22 protein-coding genes are annotated in these 25282 nt (G+C 41.4%); 13 read left to right on the forward strand and 9 right to left on the reverse strand.

Annotated elements, in window-relative coordinates; genetic code table 11:
* Positions 1-358 precede the first annotated feature (358 nt).
* Together ACTXGH_RS12560 and ACTXGH_RS12565 are read left to right on the forward strand one after the other, a co-directional pair.
* On the forward strand, positions 359-1405 hold the full coding sequence (locus ACTXGH_RS12560; protein ID WP_299221694.1) for a 5'-nucleotidase: 1047 nt from the start codon (positions 359-361) through the stop codon (positions 1403-1405).
* Between the two features lie 26 nt (positions 1406-1431).
* On the forward strand, positions 1432-2037 hold the full coding sequence (locus tag ACTXGH_RS12565) for a rhomboid family intramembrane serine protease (RefSeq protein ID WP_439297027.1): 606 nt from the start codon (positions 1432-1434) through the stop codon (positions 2035-2037).
* Here ACTXGH_RS12565 and ACTXGH_RS12570 read toward each other — a convergent pair.
* The 3 genes from ACTXGH_RS12570 to ACTXGH_RS12580 all read right to left on the reverse strand — a co-directional run bounded on the left by ACTXGH_RS12570 (position 2034) and on the right by ACTXGH_RS12580 (position 4880).
* Positions 2034-2579 carry a hypothetical protein gene (locus ACTXGH_RS12570; protein WP_439263607.1) on the reverse strand — a complete coding sequence of 182 codons (546 nt, stop codon included), beginning with the start codon at positions 2577-2579 and terminating at the stop codon, positions 2034-2036. The two genes, ACTXGH_RS12565 and ACTXGH_RS12570, sit on opposite strands and share 4 nt — an antisense overlap.
* Before the next feature lie 168 nt (positions 2580-2747).
* Positions 2748-4616 (reverse strand): sodium:solute symporter family protein, encoded by a 1869-nt coding sequence (locus tag ACTXGH_RS12575; protein WP_439263605.1) that lies wholly within the window; start codon positions 4614-4616, stop codon positions 2748-2750.
* Between the two features lie 3 nt (positions 4617-4619).
* Positions 4620-4880 (reverse strand): DUF4212 domain-containing protein, encoded by a 261-nt coding sequence (locus ACTXGH_RS12580; RefSeq protein ID WP_299221704.1) that lies wholly within the window; start codon positions 4878-4880, stop codon positions 4620-4622.
* Between the two features lie 1181 nt (positions 4881-6061).
* Between ACTXGH_RS12580 and ACTXGH_RS12585 the strand changes: the two genes are divergently transcribed.
* On the forward strand, positions 6062-7558 hold the full coding sequence (locus tag ACTXGH_RS12585; protein ID WP_439263603.1) for an alanine/glycine:cation symporter family protein: 1497 nt from the start codon (positions 6062-6064) through the stop codon (positions 7556-7558).
* Positions 7559-7670: 112 nt separating this feature from the next.
* On the opposite strand, the gene ACTXGH_RS12590 is transcribed toward ACTXGH_RS12585, so the two are convergent.
* Positions 7671-9308 (reverse strand): electron transfer flavoprotein-ubiquinone oxidoreductase, encoded by a 1638-nt coding sequence (locus tag ACTXGH_RS12590; RefSeq protein ID WP_439263616.1) that lies wholly within the window; start codon positions 9306-9308, stop codon positions 7671-7673.
* A gap of 659 nt (positions 9309-9967) precedes the next feature.
* On the opposite strand from ACTXGH_RS12590, the gene ACTXGH_RS12595 reads away from it, so the two are divergent.
* The 4 genes from ACTXGH_RS12595 to ACTXGH_RS12610 all read left to right on the forward strand — a co-directional run bounded on the left by ACTXGH_RS12595 (position 9968) and on the right by ACTXGH_RS12610 (position 13610).
* Positions 9968-10672, forward strand: coding sequence for a DUF1285 domain-containing protein (locus ACTXGH_RS12595; protein WP_439297026.1), 705 nt, complete (start codon positions 9968-9970; stop codon positions 10670-10672).
* A gap of 254 nt (positions 10673-10926) precedes the next feature.
* Positions 10927-11763, forward strand: a complete 837-nt coding sequence (gene murI, locus ACTXGH_RS12600) for a glutamate racemase (protein ID WP_439297028.1) — start codon at positions 10927-10929, stop codon at positions 11761-11763.
* 205 nt (positions 11764-11968) lie between these two features.
* Positions 11969-12991: a DUF4062 domain-containing protein gene (locus ACTXGH_RS12605; RefSeq protein ID WP_439263599.1), complete on the forward strand. Its 1023-nt coding sequence runs from the start codon at positions 11969-11971 to the stop codon at positions 12989-12991.
* Positions 12992-13310: 319 nt separating this feature from the next.
* Entirely contained in the window at positions 13311-13610 is a 300-nt protein-coding gene (locus tag ACTXGH_RS12610; protein WP_058369554.1) for a hypothetical protein, read from the forward strand.
* A gap of 120 nt (positions 13611-13730) precedes the next feature.
* Here the strand turns inward: ACTXGH_RS12610 and ACTXGH_RS12615 are convergent, their stop codons facing one another.
* The 4 genes from ACTXGH_RS12615 to msrA all read right to left on the reverse strand — a co-directional run bounded on the left by ACTXGH_RS12615 (position 13731) and on the right by msrA (position 17596).
* Positions 13731-15200, reverse strand: coding sequence for a lytic murein transglycosylase (locus tag ACTXGH_RS12615; RefSeq protein ID WP_439297025.1), 1470 nt, complete (start codon positions 15198-15200; stop codon positions 13731-13733).
* A 292-nt stretch (positions 15201-15492) separates the two neighbouring features.
* Entirely contained in the window at positions 15493-16206 is a 714-nt protein-coding gene (locus ACTXGH_RS12620; protein WP_439297024.1) for a DUF1499 domain-containing protein, read from the reverse strand.
* A gap of 58 nt (positions 16207-16264) precedes the next feature.
* A complete protein-coding gene (gene tmpT / locus ACTXGH_RS12625) occupies positions 16265-16930 on the reverse strand; it encodes a thiopurine S-methyltransferase (protein ID WP_439297023.1) in 666 nt (221 codons plus the stop codon).
* 144 nt (positions 16931-17074) lie between these two features.
* Positions 17075-17596, reverse strand: a complete 522-nt coding sequence (gene msrA / locus ACTXGH_RS12630; RefSeq protein ID WP_439297022.1) for a peptide-methionine (S)-S-oxide reductase MsrA — start codon at positions 17594-17596, stop codon at positions 17075-17077.
* Positions 17597-17999: 403 nt separating this feature from the next.
* Here msrA and cmoA point away from each other — a divergent pair, with 403 nt between their 5' ends.
* Together cmoA and cmoB are read left to right on the forward strand one after the other, a co-directional pair.
* On the forward strand, positions 18000-18797 hold the full coding sequence (cmoA, locus tag ACTXGH_RS12635; RefSeq protein WP_439297021.1) for a carboxy-S-adenosyl-L-methionine synthase CmoA: 798 nt from the start codon (positions 18000-18002) through the stop codon (positions 18795-18797).
* Positions 18798-18847: 50 nt separating this feature from the next.
* Positions 18848-19894: a tRNA 5-methoxyuridine(34)/uridine 5-oxyacetic acid(34) synthase CmoB gene (cmoB, locus tag ACTXGH_RS12640; protein WP_439297020.1), complete on the forward strand. Its 1047-nt coding sequence runs from the start codon at positions 18848-18850 to the stop codon at positions 19892-19894.
* A gap of 130 nt (positions 19895-20024) precedes the next feature.
* Here cmoB and ACTXGH_RS12645 read toward each other — a convergent pair whose 3' ends face one another.
* Positions 20025-20243: a DUF2788 domain-containing protein gene (locus ACTXGH_RS12645; protein WP_058369544.1), complete on the reverse strand. Its 219-nt coding sequence runs from the start codon at positions 20241-20243 to the stop codon at positions 20025-20027.
* A gap of 572 nt (positions 20244-20815) precedes the next feature.
* On the opposite strand from ACTXGH_RS12645, the gene argS reads away from it, so the two are divergent.
* From argS to ACTXGH_RS12665, 4 genes are all read left to right on the forward strand, one after another.
* Positions 20816-22645, forward strand: a complete 1830-nt coding sequence (argS, locus tag ACTXGH_RS12650; protein WP_439297019.1) for an arginine--tRNA ligase — start codon at positions 20816-20818, stop codon at positions 22643-22645.
* A 65-nt stretch (positions 22646-22710) separates the two neighbouring features.
* The gene (locus ACTXGH_RS12655; protein ID WP_439263580.1) at positions 22711-23535 is read left to right on the forward strand and encodes an SPOR domain-containing protein; all 825 of its coding nucleotides are present in this window, start codon (positions 22711-22713) and stop codon (positions 23533-23535) included.
* 149 nt (positions 23536-23684) lie between these two features.
* Positions 23685-24776 carry a PTS transporter subunit IIC gene (locus ACTXGH_RS12660; protein WP_439297018.1) on the forward strand — a complete coding sequence of 364 codons (1092 nt, stop codon included), beginning with the start codon at positions 23685-23687 and terminating at the stop codon, positions 24774-24776.
* Between the two features lie 207 nt (positions 24777-24983).
* Positions 24984-25229: a hypothetical protein gene (locus ACTXGH_RS12665; RefSeq protein ID WP_439297017.1), complete on the forward strand. Its 246-nt coding sequence runs from the start codon at positions 24984-24986 to the stop codon at positions 25227-25229.
* The last annotated feature ends 53 nt before the right edge of the window (positions 25230-25282 follow it).

Consider the following 25282-nt stretch of genomic DNA (forward strand, 5'->3'; position numbering starts at 1 on the left):
GTTTATTGTCTCTGATGTCATTCGCTTGGTTATTCTGGTTGCGTTCCCAGCGATCTCTTTGGTGCTGCTTGGTTAAAGCTGATGAATAATAAGCTTTAGAATTAATCTCTTTAGGCCATATCGTTATTATAACGGTATGGCTTTTTTGTGGATTTTGTATAAGACTGTTTACTCCAATGCTACCTTGTTAGATTTAGATGGTAATGCTCAGACAAATGATTAATAGTATTTAACATCTTAATTTTACTAATTAAATGATATTGGCGTATCAGTTCTTAAGATTATAAGAACACTGAAGATGTAGTAAACTGGTCACCTAAAATGTTGAATATATGAAATATTATAAGTAGAGATAGTCATGGCAGTTGATTTTAGTAATACCTTGATAGTTGCAATTTCTGCAACAGCGCTATTTGATTTATCAGAATCAGAAAACCATTTATTGCAATTGTTGCAACAAAGGCCTGATAATGCCGTCAAAGAATTTCGTGATTATATGGCAGTACGTGAGAATGATGATTTGAACATAGGTGCAGGTTATCCGCTCATTCAGGCTCTTCTTAATTTAAACAACTACAATCAGCCACCAATAGATTCAGATGTTGAAGCCCCTTTAGTAGAAGTTGTTATTGTCTCAAAAAGTAGCCCTGATACTGGTATTCAAGTACTCAATGCCATACGCGCTCATGGACTAAATATATCACGTTCAGCTTTTATCTCTGGCAGTCCGGTTGCACCTTATATTGCAGATTTTAAAGTAGACCTATTTTTGACTACCAATCGTGACGACGCGCAACAAGTTGCAGATGCTAATATCTGTGCTTGTGCGATACTTGATGCCACGCCTGTAGATACCTATGAGCTTGATACTGAGCAGTTGCGTATAGCTTTTGATGGCGATGCTGTACTGTTTGACGATTCAGGAGAGTTGTTATATAAGCAACAAGGTTTGCAGGCTTTCCATGAACGTGAAGCATTGATGCGTGATTTGCCGATTGAGAAAGGTCCTTATGCTGAACTGTTAATTAAGCTTTCAAGCTTACAGGAACGTTTACCAGCACGGCTCGATCATTGTCCAATAAAGATTGCGCTAGTGACAGCTCGTAATGCACCCGCTGATTTACGCGCTATCAAGACGCTACGTGAGTGGGGCGTAGATGTTGATATGGCATTTTTCTTAGGAGGGCTTGAAAAAACAGCAGTACTTAAGACCTTTGCACCGCATATCTTTTTTGATGACTCCATTCAGCATATTAACGCGGCTCGTCACTTTGTTCCTACTGCATTGGTGCCTTATCACTCAACGTCTTTACTATATGCTAATAGTTATTTAACTGCTAACAAAGATACTTCGCTATTACCCTTTACCTCCGCACAGCCTGTTATTTCTTCTGTAGACCATTAATATAAAGTTAAAAGAGAGGATCAAAGATGAATTGGCGACAAGTATTAGCATTGGTGATGGTTCGACTTAAGCAGGTTATTGGCTTATATGCTTTTGTACTTGTACCAATGTGGGGGATGTTTTTTTTAAATGAGTTTGTATTATTTGGACTGTGGAATATTTTTGGTATTGTGCCACGTGCATTAGACATAGGCAGTATGATCGGCATAGTTGCTTCATGGACAATGCATGGTAATTTTTCTCACTTACTCGGTAACACAGTAACCTTATTACAGATTTTATTTTTGTTTGGGTTTTTTGAAAACAACGCTTATCGCACCGTTTTTAAATTGGTTGTCGCCTCAGGAGTAGTTACGTGGGTCATTGGTTCGCCATTATCCATACATATCGGTGCTTCAGGGCTGTGTTTTGCCATGCTCGGCTATATGATAGGGGGAGCCTTATTCGCTAAGCGTTGGGGTTACTTACTGGCCTGTATTGTCATGGGAACAGGTTATTGGCTTATTATCAAACAAGGACTGATGCCACAGTCTGGTATCTCTTTTGCCGCGCACTTTGGCGGTTTATGCGCCGGCTTGCTATTAGGAGCAAACTCGAAGCATCATTATACGAGTACGACCGTTCGTAGTTAGGCTTTAGTGGGGCAGACGCTGGTATATAGTAGCTCATCTTTTGCCAAGTCTCGCCATGCAGTTGTTTGTCTCACATGCTCATCAATTGTAAGCGTACTGCCTTTTTCTGGTAGTACGTAATCTGCACGTGCAGGAACACTACAGTCTATAACTTGTGGAATTTTCTGCACACTCCTACGTCTTTCAAACAAATACAAATTGACCAAATATATATCCGAGTTGTCCAGCTGTACGCTCGCATTATCAACATCTGCTGCTATAAAGCGTAATATTTGTGGTTTAACGTAAGACCATGGACGAAACCATTCTGTACTTTCAGCTGTTTTAATAACGGTTACACCTTCAGGGAGCTTAGCGACTTGCTGATGATACCAGTTATATTCTTGATGAATCTGAAAACTAAAGATACCAATAGCGGCAAATAGAGGGATTAGCCATTTTGGTGCGCGTTTACCAGCCAATTTACTGAGGTGAGTTATGATAAGTGCTAATCCAGCCATACCAAAGGCAGCAGCTATGGTGGCAATAAACTCAAAAAGCATAAAATATTCCTTAACATAATAGCCATGTTTGATAAGAGGCATCTAACAAAGTAGAACATATCAACTCTTGTGAGATAATTATTAATTATGAGATAAAAAAATCACTCACAAGCAGTTACTGCCTGTGAGTGATATATAATAACAAAGCATATATCATTGTACGTAAGACTAGTGATCTATTGCACCACCAGCACCGCGCGGAGAACGTACGCTCTCAACCAATTCTTGAATATGCATCGGTGGAGGCGCAGTAGCGTAAGATACCACAAAGGCTACGATAAAGTTAAGTAGCGCACCAATCGCACCAAATGATAATGGCGAGATACCAAACAACCAATATTCAGCAGTATCAGGGAAGTTGGCAGTACCACTAATAAAGAACCAGCCTTTGAAGACAAATATGTAAACCAAGGTCGTAAGTAGGCCGGTAAGCATGCCACAAATAGCGCCTAAGTTATTAATGCGCTTGGAGAAAATACCCATCATTAGCGCTGGGAACAGTGAGGCACCTGCAATACCAAAAGCCAATGCAACGACCTGTGCGGCAAATCCAGGTGGATTTAGTCCGAGCCAAGTAGCCACAACAATAGCGACCGCCATAGAGATACGAGCGACTTGTAACTCACCTTTATCAGTGATGTTTGGATTTAAGTTACGTTTGATTAGATCATGACTAATGGCTGATGAAATTGCGAGCAATAGACCTGCTGCTGTCGATAATGCTGCTGCCAGGCCACCTGCAGCAATTAGACCAATAACCCAAGGTGGAAGCTGTGCAATCTCAGGATTCGCCAATACAATGATATCATTGTTGACATCAAGCTCGTTACCAGCCCAGCCAGCATCAGCAAAGCGACCATCAAGCTCTTGATCATGAGCGTCTTGTGCTTTTGCTACCGCCGCAGTAGCTGCAGCAACGTCGCCTCCTTCAGATTCAGCTGCTGCTAATGCCAACTTAGCATTACCAAGACCACTATCAAAGTATCTTTGAATACGGCCATCGTTATTTAGATCATTATACTTAATGAGACCTGTATCTTCCCAAGTTTTCATCCAATCAGGACGCTGATTGTACTCAAGCGCAGGCTGATCAACCCCTTGCGGGTAAATAGTATCGTTTAAGTTTAGACGCGCCATAGCACCAACTGCAGGGGCTGTAAAATATAGCAAAGAGATAAACACTAGCGTCCAACCTGCAGTCCAACGCGCATCAGCCACCTTAGGTACAGTGAAGAAGCGAATGATAACGTGCGGTAGACCTGCTGTACCGATCATAAGCGACAAGGTAAATAACACCATATTAAGCTTATTAGGCACATCAGCAGTATAAGCTTCAAAACCTAAGTCAACCACGATCTGGTCAAGCTTAGTTAATAATGGAATACCTGATTCTACGTGTGTTGAAAATAAGCCTAATCCTGGAATAGGGTTACCAGTTAGCTCAAGTGAGATGAAGACCGCAGGGATAGTATATGCAATCATCAAGACCACATACTGCGCAACCTGTGTATAAGTAATCCCTTTCATACCACCTAGTACGGCATAGAAGAAAACCACGACAGCAGCAATAATCAGACCCGTATCATTCTCAACTTCTAAAAAGCGTGAGAAGGCAACACCAGCACCTGTCATCTGACCGATAACGTATGTGGTAGACGCCACAATCAAACAAACCACGGCAATCATAGCTGCAGTCTTAGAATAAAAGCGATCGGCAATAAAATCAGGAACGGTAAACTTACCGAACTTACGTAAGTAAGGAGCAAGTAACATGGCTAGTAGAACATAACCACCAGTCCAACCCATTAAATAAGTGGACGCACCATAGCCACCTGCTGCAATAAGACCTGCCATAGAGATGAAAGACGCCGCACTCATCCAATCAGCCGCGGTCGCCATACCGTTGACGACAGGGTGAACGCCGCCGCCTGCCACATAGAACTCACTGGTCGTCCCAGCTCGAGCCCAAATAGCAATACCGAAGTAGAGCGCGAAAGATAGCCCTACAAAAATAATATTAATGACATACTGACTCATGGCTTATTCCTCATCTACGCCGTATTGTTTATCCAACTTATTCATACGCCAAGCGTAGAAGAAAATTAAGATAATGAATATACCAATGGATCCTTGCTGCGCAAACCAGAAGCCTAAGTCAGCACCACCGAATTGAATTCCTGCAAGTAGCGGACGTAATAAAATAGCAAAGCCATAAGAACATAGAGCCCAGATAACAAGGCTACCTAAGATGAGACGGACATTGGCACGCCAATAACCGGATGGGTCGTTGTGGTTTTCCATAGGACAACTCCTTTTGCCTGACATAAATACAAGACTAATAATTGAGTTTTAATAAGTCATTATGGTTTAGCATATACTGTCTAAAGCTGTATCGTTTATAGCGAAAGAATAGAGCCACAGGGTACAAAAAACTAAAACAGAATGACCAATCAATATTATTAATCAAAAATTACCAACAACATGGATAAGCTTGAGGCGATTTCTTGTAACACTAAAATCTTATAAAGATATAATCACTGGTGCAATATCGCTGACAATGTAACGTAGTAACGTATCTTAGAGAACAGCGTAATTTAAAAATTCAAAGGAGGTTTATATAAATTAACACTCCGTCGTTTTTATCCAACCTTTTGAATATTCTGTTTGTTAAACTCTATTTGACTTGTATCTGAGGTAGATAAAGTTAACAATACAAATTTGATCATAAATAAGTTTATTATTGATTAAACAACATCACTGTAATCGTTATTTTTACACATATGTTTTACACTTGCCAAAACTAAAAATGTATATAAGAATTATAGACAACTACAAAATCTGTACATCTGTTATAAAAGTCAAATAACAATATTGTTATTATTAAACTGGTTAGTCATAAACTTATTAGGAATATATACAATATTTACTCAATTAACAATAATTAAATGTAAATTACTTATTGTAACTAAATGTTTATTTAGCAGAAACTTAATATTAATTATGGTGCTGATTGGAACAAAAACGATTTCTCAACTATCGTTTTAGACTGAAAAATAGTAAATTTCCTTGTTATCTTAATGGTTATATTCACTTTACGCCATTTATTTTATAAAAAAATTAACGTAAGTAGTAACGTAGGTTGATAGGGGGCACGCGAATAATGATAATTTGACTAAATTCTTTGTATATTTAAGAGAATTATGTTGGTTTAAGCTTATTGCCTTCTAGTCGGTTAGAGTAAAAGAGCCAAAACACTCATAGTGAGTTAAAATATAGATACAGGAATGTTCGGTTTGGTTACAGCCAATGTAATCATATAAGGCATTTTAAGAAAAGATCGAAGATAACCTTCGTAGTAACGGTTACTGATGGCGTTGCGCTCTGGCTTTAAAGACAGCGCTAACTACAAAACCATCGGACAAACAATATAAGCTTATGATGCAGTTTACAGCATCACTAATATATGAAATGAAGGTGAAAGTATGGGCGAAGGGATAGCAAGTTGGTTTAACAATATCGTAAATTACGGTGTTAGTATCATTTGGGGTAATAACGATTGGTTAATTGTTAATAACCCTTGGTACGGATTATTAATGTTCGTATTAATTGGTGCAGGTCTTTATTTTACAGTGGTCACACGCTTTATTCAGTTCCGCCATTTTGGACATATGTGGAAACTATTACGTGTGTCTAATCAAGGCCGCAAAGATGGTGGTATCAGCTCGTTTGAAGCTTTGATGACCTCTCTTGCTGCACGGGTTGGTACGGGTAATTTGGCAGGGGTCGCGATAGCCATTTATCTTGGCGGGCCTGGGGCTGTGTTTTGGATGTGGATGACTGCAATCGTTGGTATGTCGACCAGTTTTATCGAGTCGACTTTAGCGCAAGCATACAAAGTACCTCATAGCGATAACGTGTACCGAGGCGGACCCGCTTACTATATCGAAAAAGGCTTAGGTAAACGCTGGCTTGCGATATTTTTCTCCATATGCTTGCTCGTTGCGTTTGGTTTGGCTTTTAATGGTGTTCAATCAAATACTATCGCACAGGCAACCAACGAAGCATTTGGTATTCCTACGTGGATGACGGGCGTAGTATTGGTGGTATTGGTCGCACCAGTAGTCTTTGGTGGATTACGTTCGGTCGCGCGTATTGCAGGTAAAATTGTCCCAGTAATGGCCATTTTATATATATTATTAGCGCTATTTATTATCGTCACTAACTTTAGTCAATTTCCATCTGCTATCGCATTTATTGTCAAGTCCGCATTCGGTTTTGAGCAAGCAGCAGGCGGTGTCATTGGTTATGGTATTGCTCAGGCAATGATTAACGGTATCAAGCGTGGTCTTTTCTCCAACGAAGCCGGTATGGGTTCAGCACCTAATGCTGCGGCAACTGCTAAAAGTTATCCAGATCATCCAGCGGTGCAAGGCTTTATGCAAATGCTAGGTGTCTTTATGGATACATTGATTATTTGTACTGCCACAGCCTCCATCATTATTCTGTCAGGTGTGGTTGATCCAAACGTTGAACAAGAAGGTATTCAGCTAACGCAGTTGGCTTTATCACAGTATGTTGGTGATCTGGGTGTTATATTCGTTGCTATTGCTATTTTCTTTTTCTCATTCACCTCTATCATTGCTAATTACAGTTATGGTGAGTCTAATCTTGAGTTTATCTCTGGTGCCAAAAACGCCAAAGTTATGATTATGATTTTCCGCTTTATGGTATTAGGGATGGTGTTCATCGGTGCCATCGCAAGTCTACCTGCGATATGGAACTTTGCTGATTTATCTATGGGGCTTATGGCCTTAACCAACTTAACAGCCATTCTAATCCTATCACCTGTGGCACTTAGAATATTACGTGACTATGAACGTCAAGTAAAAGAAGGCAAAACTGGAGACCAAATCAAATTTGACCCTGATGACTTTGTTAAGTTGAAAGATGAGGCAAATCGTGATGCTTGGACCGACTAAGCTTTATTTTAATAATTAGATAGATAAGTATAAAAAACCGCCCTTAACGATAAGGGCGGTTTTTATTGGAAAGTAGCTAGCTGTTTATAATGAAAATTATCTAAAACATGATTTACATGTTTGGATAGTTAGGACCGCCGCCGCCTTCTGGCGTTACCCATGTAATGTTCTGTGACGGATCTTTAATATCACAAGTTTTACAGTGGACACAGTTTTGCGCGTTGATAACAAACTTTGCGCCTTCAGCGTCTTTTGTCACTTCATAAACACCAGCTGGGCAGTATAAACGTGCAGGTTCAGCATACAACGGTAAATTAATAGACACAGGTACTGTCGGATCTGTCAGTTTCAAGTGTGTGGGCTGGTTTTCTGCATGATTGGTGTTGGAGATAAATACTGAAGACAATTTATCAAAGACCAGTTTACCATCAGGTTTAGGATATACGGGCTGATATGCATGAGCTGCACGCTCTAGCTGATCGTAATCCTTTAAATTATCATGAATAGTCAATGGCATTTTGCCACGTAGGATATTTTGTTCGATGAAGTTAAAGGCACCACCCATCCATTGGCCCATACGGTGCATCGCAGGCGCGAAGTTACGTGCTTCATAATTATCTTCATAAAGCCATGATTCTTTGTACATCGTGCTGTATGCCACCACATCATCATGCTGACGATCGGCTTGTAGTGCTTCAAAGATGGCTTCAGCTGCAAGCATGCCTGACTTCATTGAAGTATGTGTGCCCTTGATTTTTGCTGGATTCAAAAACCCTGCATCATCACCCACAAGTACCCCACCTGGGAAAGTGAATTTTGGTAAAGAGTTTAGACCGCCTTTGGTCAAAGCGCGCGCACCATAAGAGACGCGTTTACCATCTTCTAGGATATTGCGAATAAGCGGATGTAACTTTAGACGTTGCATTTCATCAAACGGTGACATGTATGGATTAGAATACGATAAGTCAATCACCATACCAAAGCTAACTTGATTGTTTTCGTCGAAATATAACCACCAGCCGCCTGTCGACCCCGTGTCAGTTAAAGGCCAACCTGAGCCATGCATGACCACACCCTGCTCATGTTTATCTGGTGCAATTTCCCATAGCTCTTTTAGACCGATACCATAATGCTGCGGATCAGAGTCTTTATCTAGGCTAAAACGGCTAATTAAGCGTTTGCCAAGGTGACCACGACAACCTTCAGCAAAAATAGTATATTTTGCCAGTAATTCATAACCTGGCTCAAAACTGGCTTTGGCTTCACCATCGGCGGCTACGCCCATATCACCGGTCAAGATACCTTTTACTGACCCATCATCGTTGTATAAAATATCAGAAGCTGGGAAGCCTGGGAACATCATAACTTCCAGCTCTTCTGCCTGCTCAGCAAGCCAGCGTACAACATTGGCCAATGAGACAATATAGTTGCCTTCGTTATGCATACTGGCTGGTACGATTGAGTCCATCAGCTTGGTACTTTTAGTCTCAGAACCTAGCATGTAAACACGGTCTTCGATAGCCGGCACGTTTAAAGGCGCGCCTTTAGCTTTCCAATCAGGTATCAATTCGTCCAAAGCACGTGGCTCAATCACCGCACCTGATAACGTATGTGCGCCAAACTCAGAGCCTTTTTCGACAACACATACCATAAATTCGTCATTGCCTGCTTCAATGGCAAGCTGACGTAAGCGAATAGCCGCAGACAGACCTGCAGGACCGCCGCCGACGATAATAACGTCGAACTCCATCGATTCGCGCTCAATTTCAGGCTCTACTGGTTCAGGCTCAGGTGCTGTATCAGCAGGTGCTTTATCAACAAGGTTGTCTTCAGCGGCTTCTTCTTTGGTAACTTCTTCAGTGACAGCAGCCTCAGTTGACGCTTTTTCAGCAGAGTTGTCTTCTACATTGTCTTGTGTATTTTCTGGCGATTCTGTCGTGGATGTATCTACAGTACTTGGTGCGTCAGTATTAACGATATCAGCATCAATGACTGGCGTTTGTTTATCTTGCTCTTGCATACCTACTCCTAAACTCTATAGTGGCTTATCTCTGGGTATCACGTTCGCACTTAAATAATATGCTTGCGACACAAGTACCTCTCAGACATATGGCTGCCCGATAAAAACTGTCTTTGCGGCTTTAATCGACAATATCTTCATTGAGATCATATTAATGAACAACATAATAAAGGACAATCAAAACGACATAATTATCGTCATTTTAATAAAATTCGTTACTCATTATAAAAGAAAAGTCCTATAAACACGATACGCATTTATAGATATCAGTGTTAAGGTAAGACTAATACGATGAGCATCTAAAGTCTAATCGTTTTATCATACCCGAAACTATAATTAATAATAGTGCTGTCGTTATCAAACTTTGATGAATATTAGGAAACAATGCTATGAGCAGTAACACGATTAATGAGACTAGTGATATAGACATGACAGCTATTGATGATAGTAAAGGTAGTAAGGATAGTGGGCAGAGCTCTCAAAGTCTAAACAACTTAGACTCTCTAAGCCACTATCTAAAATCATCCGCTGGTACTCGTCAAGGACGTTCTATACCTCCGCTTGATAAATGGCAACCAGAGCAAACGATAGATATGGATCTAGTCATCAAAGCCAATGGAGAATGGTGGCATGAAGGGGTCATGGTGACCCGGCAGTCATTGATCAGCTTGTTTGCTACCGTCTTATGGAAAGAACAAACCAACAGTACTACTGAGTATTTTTTAAAAACCCCAGTCCAAAAGTTACGTATTCAGGTCGAAGATGTCCCATTATTGATTAATGATGTAGGTATCGTGACTGAAGAGGGGGTAAGTTGGTTAGAGTTTACAACGACGACAGGTGATGTGGTGCGTTTGGATAACGAGCATCCGATTGAGCTGCGTTTATACAAACCAAGCACACCGCAAAAAGAAACTGCAAAAGAGCAAGTGCGCCCTTATATGCTTGTCCGCAATGGTTTAACGGCATTGATCGGCCGTAATACATTTTATCATCTCACAGAAATTGGTCAGTTGACAGAGCAAAACGATGAAGTGATACTGACCTTACAGAGTGGGGGACAGTTTTATCAGTTACTCATGCCTGATAATTAATTTTTACTCATTATAAACATGGATTACCGATTGGGTGCGTCAGACGTTGGTATGCTTTAAAATAAGTCTTTTATCAAACAACATGGCAATACATACATTGTGAATCAACATATAAATCTTGCTAAGCTCGCTCTACACCATGATAGTAGTACTAAGCTATGAGTACTGTTGATGCTGTTTTGCCTTCAGTGACAAATAGACTTGTTACCAACGCTAAAGACATATCGGTCAATTCAACCAACTATAAATGTGGTATGAAGGGCGAAAACGACTCAGCGCCGATTGGTCTTTTCGACTCAGGTGTGGGCGGGCTATCAGTTTATCTGCATTTAGCGCAGCAACTACCAGCCGAACACTATATCTATTATGCCGATACATTACATGTACCCTACGGCAATCGTGAGAGTCAAGATATTGAAAAACTAACGCTAGTAGCAGTAGAATGGCTGTACCAAAGAGGCTGTAAGTTGATCGTTATCGCTTGTAATAGTGCGTCTGCACACGGATTAGAGGCCGCGCGTCGACATTATCCAAACCTTCCTATTGTGGGTTTAGTCCCAGCACTCAAACCTGCTGTCATAGCCAGCAACAGTGGTCATGTGGCCGTACTGGCCACCAAAGCCACCTTAGATGGGACGTTACTCAATCAAGTCATTACTGATATAGCGATCCCTAGCGGAACTCAAGTAACCAAATACTTTGATCCGCAATTGGTGCCATGGGTAGAGTCTGGTATGACAGAGACGTCTGAGGTCGCGCAGCGTTTACGTCAGCAGCTACGACACTTTGCACATGCTAAGGTAGATTATTTGGTATTAGGATGTACGCATTATCCTTTTTTCAAAGATTTTTTGATTCATGAGATCAAAGCCCAACAGTTTGCCATACAGGTAGTAGACTCAGGACAAGCGATTGCCACGCGTGTCCAGTCTTTACTCGCTGAAAAAAAGCTATTGGCTCAAAAGTCTTTAGTGGCGACTTGTCATAACAGGCCGCCATTGGTTTTTTATGCAACCAAACATGATGAAAGGCTAGATAAGTTGGTGTCGTGTCTTTTAGGTGAGCATATACAAATACAGTATATGCTTTAACTGTTAAACCAATTGTTTAAATGTGCTTTTCTGACAGTTCAAGATATTTAGCAGTTTGATATACTATCGTTACTAGAATAATTGCCACAAATCAATCACAAATCGTCCATACTTTGCTAAGATTGTGCTAAGTTTATATTTATAAAGCCTGCATGTTTGGGCACTTTTTTATGTCATTATTATCACTGTCGTTGTAGGGGGTATATTGCAAAGTCGTCGCTATCACGTCCATATAATATGCGTAGCTCATGAGCAACCGTTGGTACTAGACGGTTTGGCAGTGTTTTTTCAATCTCGTGCGTTCTTGACCTATGACGTCTCACCTAGACTGCCGCAAGCTTCTTTATATGGCCGACAATCTGTTGACGCTTGTGATTACGCGATCGTCGTTATCGGTGACAGCTATGGTACAACACAAAATCTAGGTGTTAGCCAAATGCATCTGAGTTATCTAAGTGCAAGGGCCAAGCTAAAACCTATGTTTGTGCTAGTTAAATCTCAAACTCGCTCTGTCGATGTGGGTCGTCAATTACACGACTTTACCCGCTTGGTGGAGCAACAAGTAGAAGACATCTATTATTATGATGACAATACCAATATTGACGAGCTTCTTAAAATCGCTTATGACAATATAACTGCCGAATTAAATGGGGTACCAAGCCGGACAACAATAGATCGTAGTACCAAAGATTCTATCACTCAGAGTCATGTGACGCCGCGTGACTTTGGGTCAACATCGAGCACTTTTACTAAGGTAAGTCGTAAGCCTCGTGATGATGATAATCTCGATAGCCAATCAGATGAAAGTATTGATGCAACGGATAACATCACACAATCCATTGATTTATCAGAAAAATTTGACATGCAGTACAGTGCTCAAGCCTACGAAGGTGGTAACTTAACTGATATCACAATGTCAACGAGCCTGACTTGGGAGCAAATATTACATGCGCTGGCACGCATGCCTGGAACCTTTTCAAATCATGGTTTGCAAGGTTGTCTAAATCGTCTAATTACCATTAAGGCAGACAAAGACATTAAAAAAATGATGCCTAATGTCCATGCAGTTTCACGCTGCCAAATTGCTCAAAATGATTTGAATAAGTTACAAAGCCTATTGGTGGCTGCTAATTGGATTCAGTTGACAGCGTCCGGTGCAAAGGCATCACAAGAGTTATGGAAAATGACTTTTTATGCCAAAAAAATATATAAAGATAGCAATATGTGAGTACACTAAGGTTTATATGGGTTAGGGCGCAATCATCACGTCATCGTCTAGATTTATTCATGATCATAAATAGGTAGAAGTAACAAACAAACTGTATTTTGCCACAACGATAATAGGCTACGTTTTGTAATACAAAGCATACGAGGCAGTAGTTGTTAATTTATCATAGACTAGCGATAATAAGACAGTAGATAAAGTATATGCTACTGAATAAATGAATGTAGATAATATTTATAAATATAAAAACTTATAAAAATATTTTATTAAGCATAATTTTGAATACTGAACCAGATATTTTAAACCATTAAAGGAGAGCGTAATGACTACTGGCAAACATGATGATTTAACTCATGAACTCGACGGCCTTGAAAAAGCCATGCACGATGCTGATCAGTTTCGCACACTAGAAGAGCAAGTGGCAGATATGAAGCGTCGTGGTATTGACCCTACAAAAGCTTATAAAGATTTAGATAGAAAAGCTGAAGATGAGGATTGGGGCGATGCAACTTGGAAAGAAAACGGTAAGTGGGAGCCTAAGACACCAGCTGATTTAGATGACAAAGCTCGTGAAGAGTGGGGCGGCGACAATGGCAAACCAAACCCTCCCCCTATTGTTTAAATCCTCCTAAGTATCTACTTTATTGACAGAGGTTTTAAAATAGCCTAATAAATCAGCAAAGAAAAAGCCACGTTAGGTATAGCGTGGCTTTTTTTTGACTTGCTATTGCAACCTCTATAGCTACGACCCTTCATCAACTCTGATTAAACGAGTTACGCCATCATTACCAACTACGCGGCGATAACGAATGTTGCTTGAAGGTTGATTTGGTGACGCATACGAAGGCGTGCTTGGCGTAATCGTCGTTTGCTGTTGGATCAGTTGACCCATACGATCAGCAGATGCTGGTGTTAGAGGCCTACTATTTGCGGGCTGACCATAGTGGTTGCTCTCTTGAACCCTATGAGAAGTAGTATTACCCATAATCAAACGATGGAATTTTTGTCCTGCACGGCCATCAGCTGGAAAAATACCACGACTGGTTTGATATTGCTGAATAGCAGTACGCGTATTATCACCGATGATGCCATCGACACCGCCAATATCGTAACCTGCGTTTAACAATGCTTGCTGGATATCTTTGGCTTGTTGACGGCTGATACCTGGGTCATCCGTCGGCCATGCGGTAATGAAGTCAGTTTTGCTACTGTCCTCTTTAGTGATTAAGTCTGATAAATGGGCAATCGCAAGCGCATAGTTTTCTGAGGCATTATATGAGTAAAACGTATCGAAGTTTTTACCCACTAAAAAAGCAGGACCATCCTTGCCAGCAGGCAGTAATAAGCCAGCACGATTCAAGTCATAGGGTAGCGGACGACCGTTAGTAAGGGTTAAGCCTTGATTACGCCAGTGGCTCATCGATTTTTTATCTTTGCGATTGGATGCTGCCCAATAACCATCGGGAAGTTTGACTTCATAACCCCAAGGTTCGCCTGTGCGGTAGCCACGATTGTCCAAGAAGTTGGCGGTAGAGGCCAGCGCATCGGGTACGTTATTGACCAAGTCGCGGCGACCATCACCATCAAAATCCACTGCCAACTCTAAAAAGGTGCTCGGCATAAACTGTGTCTGCCCAAAAGCGCCTGCCCATGATCCAGTCATATCACTTGGTGCAATATCACCGCGTTGTACGATTTTGAGCGCATTAGCAAACTCGCCCTGAAAGTAGCTTTGGCGACGATCAAAACAAGATAAAGTTGCTAACGACTCGAACAATGGTTTTTTGCCTAAGGTCTGTCCAAAGTTGGATTCTACGCCCCATACACCTAGTACATGCTCAGCTTTTACGCCATAACGCGACTCGATTTGACGTAGTGTATCCGACCACTGACGCTTGGCGCGAATACCGTCTTCTACGCGCTCCTTGTCCACTAACGCTGACAAATAATCCCAAACGTCTTTTTGAAATTCTGGTTGATAGTTAAGCGACTGAATGACGCTCGGATCAGGCGCGCTTGGACGATAGTTATTAAAAGTATAACTGTCCACCCCGCGGAACTTACTCGAATTTTTTAAATTATCCAAACATTGCTGAAATTCACTATTAGATAAGTAGGGGGCATCAGGTTTGGCTGCTTGTGAAGTGCTGGCAAGGCTTAAGCCAATTGCAGCGGTTAACAAAGAGAGAGTAGAGAGCTTATTCAAACGCATGAAAGTATCCTATAAAATTTAAAGAGGCTATCAAAAAAGATAGGTAAAAAGGGATAGTCAAAAGAGCGACTAAGAAGAAAAACAAGAAAATATGAGGTGACAATAGTGCATTATAATAGCAGGTTTTAGAGTAACCAATATTACTAGTAAAGAAAAAGTATTGAAGCCTGAAGGTTATAAATAACTACTATATAAGTGGACGAAGGGATAAGGCTAGAGTTATCGTCTATATAATAATGGCAAACACTATAGCTTTTAAATTGGCTCATGTTCTATGTATGTCCAAAACTAATCAATCACTCAAAACCTCATTCAACTCGTCAATAAAACTGCGAATACGCTCAGCATTTGTGCCCAAATCGCTACCGCCAACCCGTGATTTACTGCGAATATCGACCAGATGTTCGCCACCTTCATCAGTTACCCGTATGACGATATCATCTTTAAAACCAAACCACGTCGTCGAATCGGTCGCCTCAACGATACCAGTGCTAGCATCAACATTTACCAAATCCCAGCCCAAGTTAACAGCGGCTTGTTCGGTAGCTTTCACTAGTTCAGACTTTGATTGCGTATAAGTTAAGGTTTGCAGTTCAGGATAAGCGTTGCGTTGTTGCTTTGCCGTCTCTTCACCAGCATATTCGACTGGGTTTGGTGCATCGGCACGTAGAGGGACAATAGCCACAAACTTAGGTGGGTTTGTTAGGTCAGTTGAAATATCATGAATAGGCGGTACGTTTTTGGCAGTATCCATCATACTAAGCGGCACAATGATAGCAATCGCAGAAAATATCACTGCTACCAGTGCGCTACTAAGTCTGACAGTGTTACGTTGAAATAGTACTTGTATACCCAGCAGTACGAGTGCAGCGATACCAACAAACACACCAAATTTAAATCCTGTAAAGGCAGTACCTAGGTCAACGACACCATATTTATAAAGCGGACCTGGTAATGCGACCAGCGAAAAGGCGATTAAGCTTACGAGACTAACTATAATTTTCATCAGGTTTCTCCGTTATGATTGAATCATTGCTTAACCACTATTTCGTCGTTAGAGATAGTTAATCTTGTTTATTATTTAATAGCCAAACATGCTCGGTCACTGTCATCTCAGGATTGGCATTTAAGGTGGCAGGTTCACCTTCAAGCTCGGCTATTTGATAGTGATCACTATAATACTGCTGGATTTGATCATGACTAATTGAGAACGGCGGGCCTGCCCATTCATTTTGATCATAGTTTAAGGTAAGTAACAGTTGAGATGCGTGATGGCTGAGCTGCTGAATCTGATCGCTATATTTTGGACGCGTATCAGCGGGTAGGGCGATTAAAGCAGCTCTATCATAAACTGCATCGATATCACCGATATCATCAGCGGCCAGTGCAAAAATATCAGCAACCCATAACGTGATGGTTTGTTCTGCAAGCTGACCTTGATAATATTTGATCGCTGGATTATCCGCATGCTGATGTACCGTAGGGAAGATATTTTGTTCAGCAAAAAATTCTTGGATGGCGGTCTCAACCAATTCAACCCCGACCACATCATGGCCATGCTCTGCTAGCCATACCATATCAATAGACTTGCCACATAATGGAACCAGTACACGACTACCAGCAGGTAAGTTTAAATGGTTAAAGTATTTTATGAGTAATGGATTAACTTCAGACTGATGAAAGCCAATACGACCTTCTTGCCAACGCGATTGCCAGAATTCTGAGTTCATATAACTACCCCAAAAAGATTAATGTCCTAAAAATATCAATGTGCTAAATATTTATCGTTACCAACTATCATACCGCTAAATGCAATAAAAAAGCCAAGCGTATTAACCCTTGGCTTTTAAAGCTTACAAGATGGCTGCCAGTATTTAGCTCACTATGTATTTACTGAATTCTTTACGTAGTTTTGCAAGCTTTGGTGGTATTGCAAAGTTGCAATAGGCCTGTCCTGGATTTCTATTAAAAAAGTCTTGATGCGACTCTTCTGCCTTATAAAATTCCATAGCTGGATGTACTTCTGTAACGACATTAACGCCCATATCACGTAGTTTGTTAATGGTACGGTCGACGGTTGGTTTTTGCTCTTCGTCAGTATAGAACACCACGCTACGATACTGGCTACCGACATCATTACCTTGACGATCTTTAGTAGTGGGATCATGAGTGGCAAAGAACACATCAAGCACCACTTCTAACGGTACGACAGTCTCATCAAACTCAACTTTGATAACTTCGACATGTCCTGTGTTGCCACTGCAAACCGCTTCATAATTAGCGGATACAGCATCACCGCCCATATAGCCTGATACAACAGATTGCACGCCTTTCACTGATAAAAATACGGATTCGGTGCACCAAAAACAGCCACCGCCTAAGATAATGGTTTGCATAATTTTTCCTATTGTTATACCTGTTATTATAAAAATGAGCTAAGGTCTTTATTTGGTTACAATATCTGCATTTTTCAATGCTTAATCGTCCTTAGCAATACTCATTCAGCTTAGCAGGCAAGCCTAACGTGATAAGTAACAAACAGTAATGTTATAATGAGCTTTTGCTACGTTAGTCTGCTCTGGAACAATGACATCTGTCTTATATAATCAATGAGATATAACATCTGTTCCTTAACAGCCAAATGCTACTGAGATAAACTTTCTTTTCATGCTGCTCTGCCTAGAGGCTGCGAAAAATCCATCTTAATAGTATTTTTTCGGTTTTAAAGAGAATTGACTAAAGCATTAATCGAATTTGCTGAATAATTCCTAAGCAAAGTTCCATTGTTAAAAACCAAAAATGAGCCACCCCATGAGCCAACCCAAGCCTGCTATCAAACATGACACCTTATTTGATAAACCGTTTACCACGCCACTCGATAAAGCGGCGCGTTTTTCTTTCGATGAGCAAGTAGTGGCGTGCTTCCCCGATATGATTCGCCGCAGTGTGCCTGGTTATGGTCAAGTGCTGGCGATGCTACCCATATTTGCCCGTCGTCATTGTAAGTATCGTCAGCAGAGTGAAAGTGGTCAGCGTGTCAGTCGCATTTACGATTTGGGCTGCTCGCTGGGTGCTGCCAGTATGACACTGGCAGGTGAGTTTGAGCCACAAGATTTACAGATTAAAGCCATTGATATTTCACCTGCGATGACAAACGAGGCAACCACATTATTGAGTGATAATTATCCTGAGCATGATATTGAAGTTATCACTGCGGATATTCGTGACGTCAAGCTTGAGCCATGTGATATGGTGATTCTTAATCTAACGCTACAGTTTTTGCCAGCCGCTGATAGGGTAGCGGTATTGGAGACTATCTATAATGCGCTAGAGGAGGGTGGCATACTGGTCCTGACCGAAAAGACCCATGCGTTTGATGAGCAGTACGATGCGTGGTTGGTTGAGCGTTATTATGATTTTAAACGCGCCAATGGCTATACCGAGATGGAGATTAGCGGCAAACGTAATGCGCTAGAAAATGTCCTGATCACCGATACTTTAGATGAGCATCATCAGCGTTTAGACCAAGTTGGTTTTCAGCGTCATCTGACCTGGTTTCAGTTTTTAAACTTTGTTTCTGTTGTAGCGTTTAAATAGCTATCTAAATTATTGACTCATCTTTCCATTTTTATCAAACATGGTTTTTTATGATTAATGACACCATTGCTAACGCCGAACGTGAACTGTATTTAACCTTATTGACACTTGCGCAAGAAAAGCCCAATGCTTATGAGTGGCTTAAGCAACTGCCAACATGGCTGGGTGATATAAAAGACAAAGCCAACTATGCGCACGCGCCTGCTTACCAAGCATCGGTGGCGCGTTTGCCAAATTTAACCGTTAATAGTGTCGATCTAAACAGTGATGTACTGACGATTGAGGCAAATCTGAGAGAGTCTCAGCGCAAACAAACAACGGCATTGCTTAAGCAGCTCATGCCATGGCGTAAAGGGCCTTTTCAAATTGGCGATGATGAGTCAGGTATTAAGATTGATACTGAGTGGCACAGTGATTGGAAATGGCAGCGGGTCGCACCGCATCTGGGCACGTTAAAAGGTCGGCGCGTATTGGATGTAGGTGGCGGCTCTGGCTATCACGGTTGGCGTATGGCAGGGGCAGGGGCAGATACAGTCATTATCGTAGATCCGTCATGTCTGTTTTATCATCAGTTTATGGCGATTCGTCATTTCGTTGGTACTGCCGATGCTCATGAGACAGGCCGCTACCGTACCCATTATATTCCTGTACCACTTGAGGCCTTGCCTGCCAGTAGCGACCAAGGCAGTCAGCTATTTGATACGGTATTTAGCATGGGTGTGCTTTATCATCGTCAATCACCGTTTGAACATTTGCAACAGCTCAAAGGCCAACTGGTAAAAGGTGGCGAGCTAGTGCTTGAGACCTTGGTTATTGAGGGCGATGCCAATACCGTGCTGGTACCGCATGACCGTTATGCGCAGATGAATAACGTATATTTTTTACCATCGGTGGCGGCATTAATCGGTTGGTTAGAAAAGGCAGGATTCACTGACGTGCGTTGCGTTGATGTGGCAGTGACCTCGACTGAGGAGCAGCGCAAAACCGAATGGATGACGTATCATTCGTTAGCAGATTTCTTAGATTCTAATGATGTTACAAAGACTGTAGAAGGTTATCCTGCACCGATGCGTGCGACCATCATTGCCAAGAAATAGCCTGATTAAGAAATAATATAACCTCTGACGTGTAGCTTTTGGGGCTTAATTTGGTATTTTAAGATGGGCTTACCGATGTGATTATTCACTATGTATTGAGTCATGTTTCGTACTCATTGATAATCAAAGATTAAAGTAGCCATTTATCAAAGGCAACTTCCAATAAAATTTTGAGCACAAAGCCCATAAAACCTGCTCCTAGTGCTAAAAATATCCAAAAAGTACCTGCACGGCCCGCTTCGGACTTTTTAGTGATGTCCCAAACAATAAAGAATAAGAATGCGATAAATATAGGTAATAATACGTACAGTCCCCAACTGGTGACGGTACTAGCGGCAATAGCAAACATAGCATAATCCTATAAAGTGGTAATGTGCCCTCTATTTATATCTAAATTTTATAGCTTTTTTTATAATAATCGACCTAATGAGCGCGTCTTACCACTCATAATATGAGCGGTGACAAATAGAAGGCACGACAAATAAATAGAAGGGTACAATATAAACAGCTATTATAACGCGGAAATACATAGGTATAAACTACCGCTATGGATGAGGCAACAGGAACGCTACAATTGACATGACTGCTCCGTCAATACTACTGGTCAAGGTTACTTAACGCTTCACACTTGAATATAATATAAGCTGAATAATCAGGCTAACTTAGCCATTACAAGACCACTAAATAGACAAATGTACCAATTGATGATCTGCTTTAGTATAAGCATAAGATTTTAGCGCTAATTTCGGTGCAAATAGTGCAATAAAGTGCAAAGATTGTTATATTTACAGGTTACTTATTTTTTTATATTATTTTATTCCTTCAAATGTCGGGCGCTATTATAATAAGCAGTTATCGACTGTGCGCACCCTCCTATTTTATACTGTTTTTTGTTGTTTATTTAACTGAGTTAAAATCCCTATGTCACAAGCCCAAATCGATACGCTAGCATCACTATTTGATGATGCTATTCGCACCCTACAAGCAGATGGCACGTTGCCAAATGATTGGCAGAATAATAGTCAAATTACCCGTACTAAAGACCTTAGTCATGGTGATTTTGCCAGTAATATCGCGCTCACAGCCGCCAAAGCTGCTAAAGCCAATCCACGTCAATTGGCTGAAAAAATCGTCAATGCGCTACCTGACAATCAAAATATTCGACAGGTAGAAATTGCAGGCCCAGGATTCATTAATGTTTTCTTAAACGCCGAAGCTAAGTTTGCGGTATTAGATGATATCTTTAAACGACAAGAGCGCTTTGGTTTAAGCGATCAATTTGAAGGACAAAAAGTACAAGTTGAGTTTGTGTCGGCAAATCCAACATCAAGCTTGCATGTCGGTCATGGGCGCGGTGCAGCCTTTGGTATGAGTGTGGCAAACTTGCTTGAAGCAGTTGGCTATGACGTCACGCGTGAGTATTATGTCAATGATGCTGGTCGTCAAATGGATATTTTAGCGACCAGTACGTACTTGCGTTATTTGGAGGCCAATGGCGAGCAAATAACGTTCCCAGTCAACGGTTATCAAGGAGAGTATGTCCGTGATATCGCCCAAACATTAAAGACACAGCATGGTGATAGCTACGTACATAGCTTTGCCCAAGTCGCTAAAGAAGTAGTAGAAGATGCGCAGTTTGAGGTAAACGCTGATGGTGAAAAAACACTGCTATCAGGTGACAAAGAAGCGCATATTGATGGCTTGATTAACAATAGTAAAATCTTACTTGGTGCCAGCTATGAGCTGTTTTTGAATGCAGCGCTTAGTAGCATTTTGGCTGATATCAAAGATGATTTAAACGACTTTGGCGTACGCTATGAGTGCTGGTTTAGTGAGAGATCGATTGACAGCGAGATTGAGCCTGCTCTACAAGTATTAGATGAAAAAGGCTACTTGTACGAAAAGGACGGCAACATTTGGTTTAAATCGACTGATTTTGGTGACGAAAAAGATCGTGTGGTACGCCGTGCCAATGGTCAGACGACTTATTTTGCCTCTGATATCGCTTACCATAAGAACAAATTTGAGCGTGGTTTCGATAAGGTCATCAATGTTTGGGGCGCAGATCACCATGGATATGTACCGCGAGTAAAAGCAGCATTATTGGCGCTTGGTATCGACGCTGAACGTCTTGATGTTGTATTGGTACAATTTGTGGCCTTATGGCGTGGCAGTGAAAAAGTGCAAATGTCATCACGTTCGGGTAAATTTGTCACTCTACGTGAGCTACGTCATGAAGTAGGTAATGACGCGGCACGTTTTTATTACGTGGCACGTAAGCCTGAAGTACACGTTGATTTTGATTTGGAGCTTGCTAAATCACAAAGCAAGGACAATCAAGTTTATTATATTCAGTATGCACATGCACGTGTTTGCCGAGTATTGGAGAAGCTACAAAATAATGGGCTTGTGGTAAACGATACAATTGGTTTGGAGCATCAAAATCTGCTCACCGCTCCCAATGAAGATGAGCTTATTAAATTGCTGGCAGGATATCCTGCGACATTGTTACGATCTGCGACAGGTTACGAGCCTCATGTATTAACCAACTACCTAAAAGAGTTGGCGGCACTGTTTCATGGCTGGTATGACAGCAATCGTATTTTGCCTGTGAGCTTAACGTCAGGTGAAACACCAACCCAAAGCGAGATTGATTTGATGCAAGCACGTTTGCGCCTATCTAAAGCGGTACGTCAAGTGTTGGCTAATGGGCTTAGTTTATTAGGATTGTCTGCACCGTCTAGCATGTAGTATAAGCGCAGACGTCAAAGCGCAATAATTTGATTATGATAGATTCAGTAGGGAGATAAAGATCCATGCTAGCCAAAAAACCTAAAGGTGCGACAGAAAAGCGCAAAACAAGTAGCGTATCAGGCTTATTATGGATGTTAGTCGGGGCTATATTAACGCTTATGATAGGAGTGTTTTTATATCTTTCACCATTATTTGATTTTAGTCCTGCTGATAGCACTGCTGATTCTGATCCTGATCGGCAAGTGCAGCCGCGTGTTGAGACGGATACCGATAATAGCGATTATGAATTTTATGATATCTTGCCAAATCAAGAAATGGCTACTATCCCTGATGAAGACCTTAATCAGAACGGTCAACTAGGTGATTCAGGAGCGTTTGAACCTGATGTCGTGGTTACTCAACCTGAAGACAGCTCTAGCAGCCGTAATGATGACCCGGGCAACTTTGGTATTTCGGAAAGTACCACCATTGAGCCCAGTCGCGGCAACAATGCGGCCGATAATGATAGTGACAATGATATTGTTATTGTTGAAGAAGATGCGACCTACGACGGGACAACGCCTACTAGCAACAATGGCAACAGCAACTCTACCAACCGTGCCAATAACGCAAATTCGGGTACTGCTAGTATACAACCTGCCAAACCTGCGACCACTTATATTCTACAAATCAATAGCTTCGGTGACGCTGATGAAGCCGATCGCCGCCGCGCTCAAGTACTAATGGCTGGTGTTGACGCTAGAGTGGTCAAGAATACCACAGGTAACGGTTTGCCAATTTATCAAGTTATTTCGCGGCCGATGAATACTCGTCAAGCAGTGACCACTGCCCAGCAACGTCTACAGAATAACGGTATTGATTCAATTATCGTTGAGCAACGTCGTTAGATTGGATTACTTGCGAGTGTTTTTATAGTTTGTCACTGATTAAAAAGCGTCGCAATGACGCTTTTTTTATCTCTTGTTTTTATTGAATATATCTCCCCTAGCTGTTTTATTATATCTCTATTACCAAAACGTTCATAAAGAGTATGGCTATGACTGTATCTAACTTGGCACTACCTATCAGCATGATTAAAGCATTTTTTCAAAAATATTTTATTGATGCTTTTACTGGTATGGCTTTAGGGCTATTTGTCACTCTGATTGCTGGTCTTATCATCTCGCAAATCGGTGGCTGGTTAGATATGCCCGCCCTTATCGCTGTCGGTAAGCTGGCTTCGATCTTGATGGGCGCTGGTATCGGCGTTGGTATTGCTTATTATCTTAAAGCACCGACGTTGGTTATGCTTAGCTGCTTAGTGGCAGGTATGCTTGGCGCGCATTCTGAAGCGCTAATGGCAGGGACGCTCTTTACGCCGCAAGTGGGTGGACCGGCGACCTTTGTCGCTCTGCCCGGTAATCCGATAGGTGCATATTTGGCATCAGTATTTGCTTATCGCGCCGGGACATGGGTCGCGGGCAAAACAAAGCTTGATATCTTATTAGTACCGCTACTGGTCTGCGCAGTAGCATTAGCTGTTTGTGCATTACTTAATCCACCTATCGTCGCTGCTGTTGATGCTATTGGACAAGGTATCCAAGCGGCCACTGAGTTACAACCGTTATTAATGGGAATTGTCATTGCAGTCGTAGTTGGTATTTTATTGACGCTACCAACCTCAAGCGCGGCTATCTGTATCGCTATTGGGCTTGGCGGTTTGGCTGGCGGGGCGGCTGTCGTTGGCTGCGCGGCACATATGATTGGCTTTGCCGTGGCGAGCTTCAAAGACAACGGCGTGAGCGGTGTGGTTTCTCAAGGTCTCGGCACGAGTATGCTACAAATTCCTAATGTATTAAGAAAGCCGCTAATACTATTGCCAGCCGTTATCGCTAGCGCTATCGTTGGTCCTATCGCGACAGTCGGCTTTGGACTTGCTTGTACGGCGACAGGTGCTGGGATGGGTACGGCGGGATTAGTCGGCGTATTTGGCGTCATTGAGGCGTCAGAAGGGATCATGAGCACAGGTCAGTTATGGGCAGCGATTATTTTATTAATGTTTGTACTACCAGCAGTGATTGCTGGTATCATCGCCTATGTAATGCGCCGTATGGGCTGGTTGGTTGCTGGTGATATGAAACTGCCTTAACAGTTTAAAGAAAGTTCCGCGTTTTGCGAAAATAGTTTTATCTACATTAATTATTATTTCAAAACTGAATACTGATTTACTTATCATACTTTATATTATTCTTTCACCTTATATTGCTATAAAGTTGCTGTTTTGTAATAAATTCCTTATAATACTGAGACTAATCAAACTTTTGTTTAACCCACTATTTTTTGGATTTTGAAAGATATGAACAGCTTTAATAAATTACTCGTCTTAACATTTACTACTCTTATTTTGTCTGCTTGTGCTAGTACACCTAAGTCTTATACGACTTGGTATAAAGAAGGAGCAACTAAACAAAGCGTCAAAGATAAAATTGGACATTGTCGAGTAGAGGTTGGTGCTAAAGATCTTTCAGAAAAAAAAGCAAAACAATTAGTAGGTTATTGCATGAAATCAGAAGGTTATCGCTTAGAAACCTTTACTCATTAATTGATAGATTGTATTTATTTGAAAATAATACGTGAAATATCAAAAAGCCCATT

The sequence above is a fragment of the Psychrobacter sp. 1Y10 genome (assembly GCF_052259005.1).
GTDB classification, from domain to species: Bacteria; Pseudomonadota; Gammaproteobacteria; order Pseudomonadales; family Moraxellaceae; genus Psychrobacter; species Psychrobacter saeujeotis.

Bases quoted from the DNA above. Each gene is read 5' to 3' on its own strand.
- ACTXGH_RS12560 (WP_299221694.1), top strand. From the start codon at position 359: ATGGCAGTTGATTTTAGTAATACCTTGATAGTTGCAATTTCTGCAACA.
- ACTXGH_RS12565 (WP_439297027.1), top strand. From the start codon at position 1,432: ATGAATTGGCGACAAGTATTAGCATTGGTGATGGTTCGACTTAAGCAG.
- ACTXGH_RS12570 (WP_439263607.1), bottom strand. From the start codon at position 2,579: ATGCTTTTTGAGTTTATTGCCACCATAGCTGCTGCCTTTGGTATGGCT.
- ACTXGH_RS12575 (WP_439263605.1), bottom strand. From the start codon at position 4,616: ATGAGTCAGTATGTCATTAATATTATTTTTGTAGGGCTATCTTTCGCG.
- ACTXGH_RS12580 (WP_299221704.1), bottom strand. From the start codon at position 4,880: ATGGAAAACCACAACGACCCATCCGGTTATTGGCGTGCCAATGTCCGT.
- ACTXGH_RS12585 (WP_439263603.1), top strand. From the start codon at position 6,062: ATGGGCGAAGGGATAGCAAGTTGGTTTAACAATATCGTAAATTACGGT.
- ACTXGH_RS12590 (WP_439263616.1), bottom strand. From the start codon at position 9,308: ATGGAGTTCGACGTTATTATCGTCGGCGGCGGTCCTGCAGGTCTGTCT.
- ACTXGH_RS12595 (WP_439297026.1), top strand. From the start codon at position 9,968: ATGAGCAGTAACACGATTAATGAGACTAGTGATATAGACATGACAGCT.
- murI (WP_439297028.1), top strand. From the start codon at position 10,927: ATGAAGGGCGAAAACGACTCAGCGCCGATTGGTCTTTTCGACTCAGGT.
- ACTXGH_RS12610 (WP_058369554.1), top strand. From the start codon at position 13,311: ATGACTACTGGCAAACATGATGATTTAACTCATGAACTCGACGGCCTT.
- ACTXGH_RS12615 (WP_439297025.1), bottom strand. From the start codon at position 15,200: ATGCGTTTGAATAAGCTCTCTACTCTCTCTTTGTTAACCGCTGCAATT.
- ACTXGH_RS12620 (WP_439297024.1), bottom strand. From the start codon at position 16,206: ATGAAAATTATAGTTAGTCTCGTAAGCTTAATCGCCTTTTCGCTGGTC.
- tmpT (WP_439297023.1), bottom strand. From the start codon at position 16,930: ATGAACTCAGAATTCTGGCAATCGCGTTGGCAAGAAGGTCGTATTGGC.
- msrA (WP_439297022.1), bottom strand. From the start codon at position 17,596: ATGCAAACCATTATCTTAGGCGGTGGCTGTTTTTGGTGCACCGAATCC.
- cmoA (WP_439297021.1), top strand. From the start codon at position 18,000: ATGAGCCACCCCATGAGCCAACCCAAGCCTGCTATCAAACATGACACC.
- cmoB (WP_439297020.1), top strand. From the start codon at position 18,848: ATGATTAATGACACCATTGCTAACGCCGAACGTGAACTGTATTTAACC.
- ACTXGH_RS12645 (WP_058369544.1), bottom strand. From the start codon at position 20,243: ATGTTTGCTATTGCCGCTAGTACCGTCACCAGTTGGGGACTGTACGTA.
- argS (WP_439297019.1), top strand. From the start codon at position 20,816: ATGTCACAAGCCCAAATCGATACGCTAGCATCACTATTTGATGATGCT.
- ACTXGH_RS12655 (WP_439263580.1), top strand. From the start codon at position 22,711: ATGCTAGCCAAAAAACCTAAAGGTGCGACAGAAAAGCGCAAAACAAGT.
- ACTXGH_RS12660 (WP_439297018.1), top strand. From the start codon at position 23,685: ATGACTGTATCTAACTTGGCACTACCTATCAGCATGATTAAAGCATTT.
- ACTXGH_RS12665 (WP_439297017.1), top strand. From the start codon at position 24,984: ATGAACAGCTTTAATAAATTACTCGTCTTAACATTTACTACTCTTATT.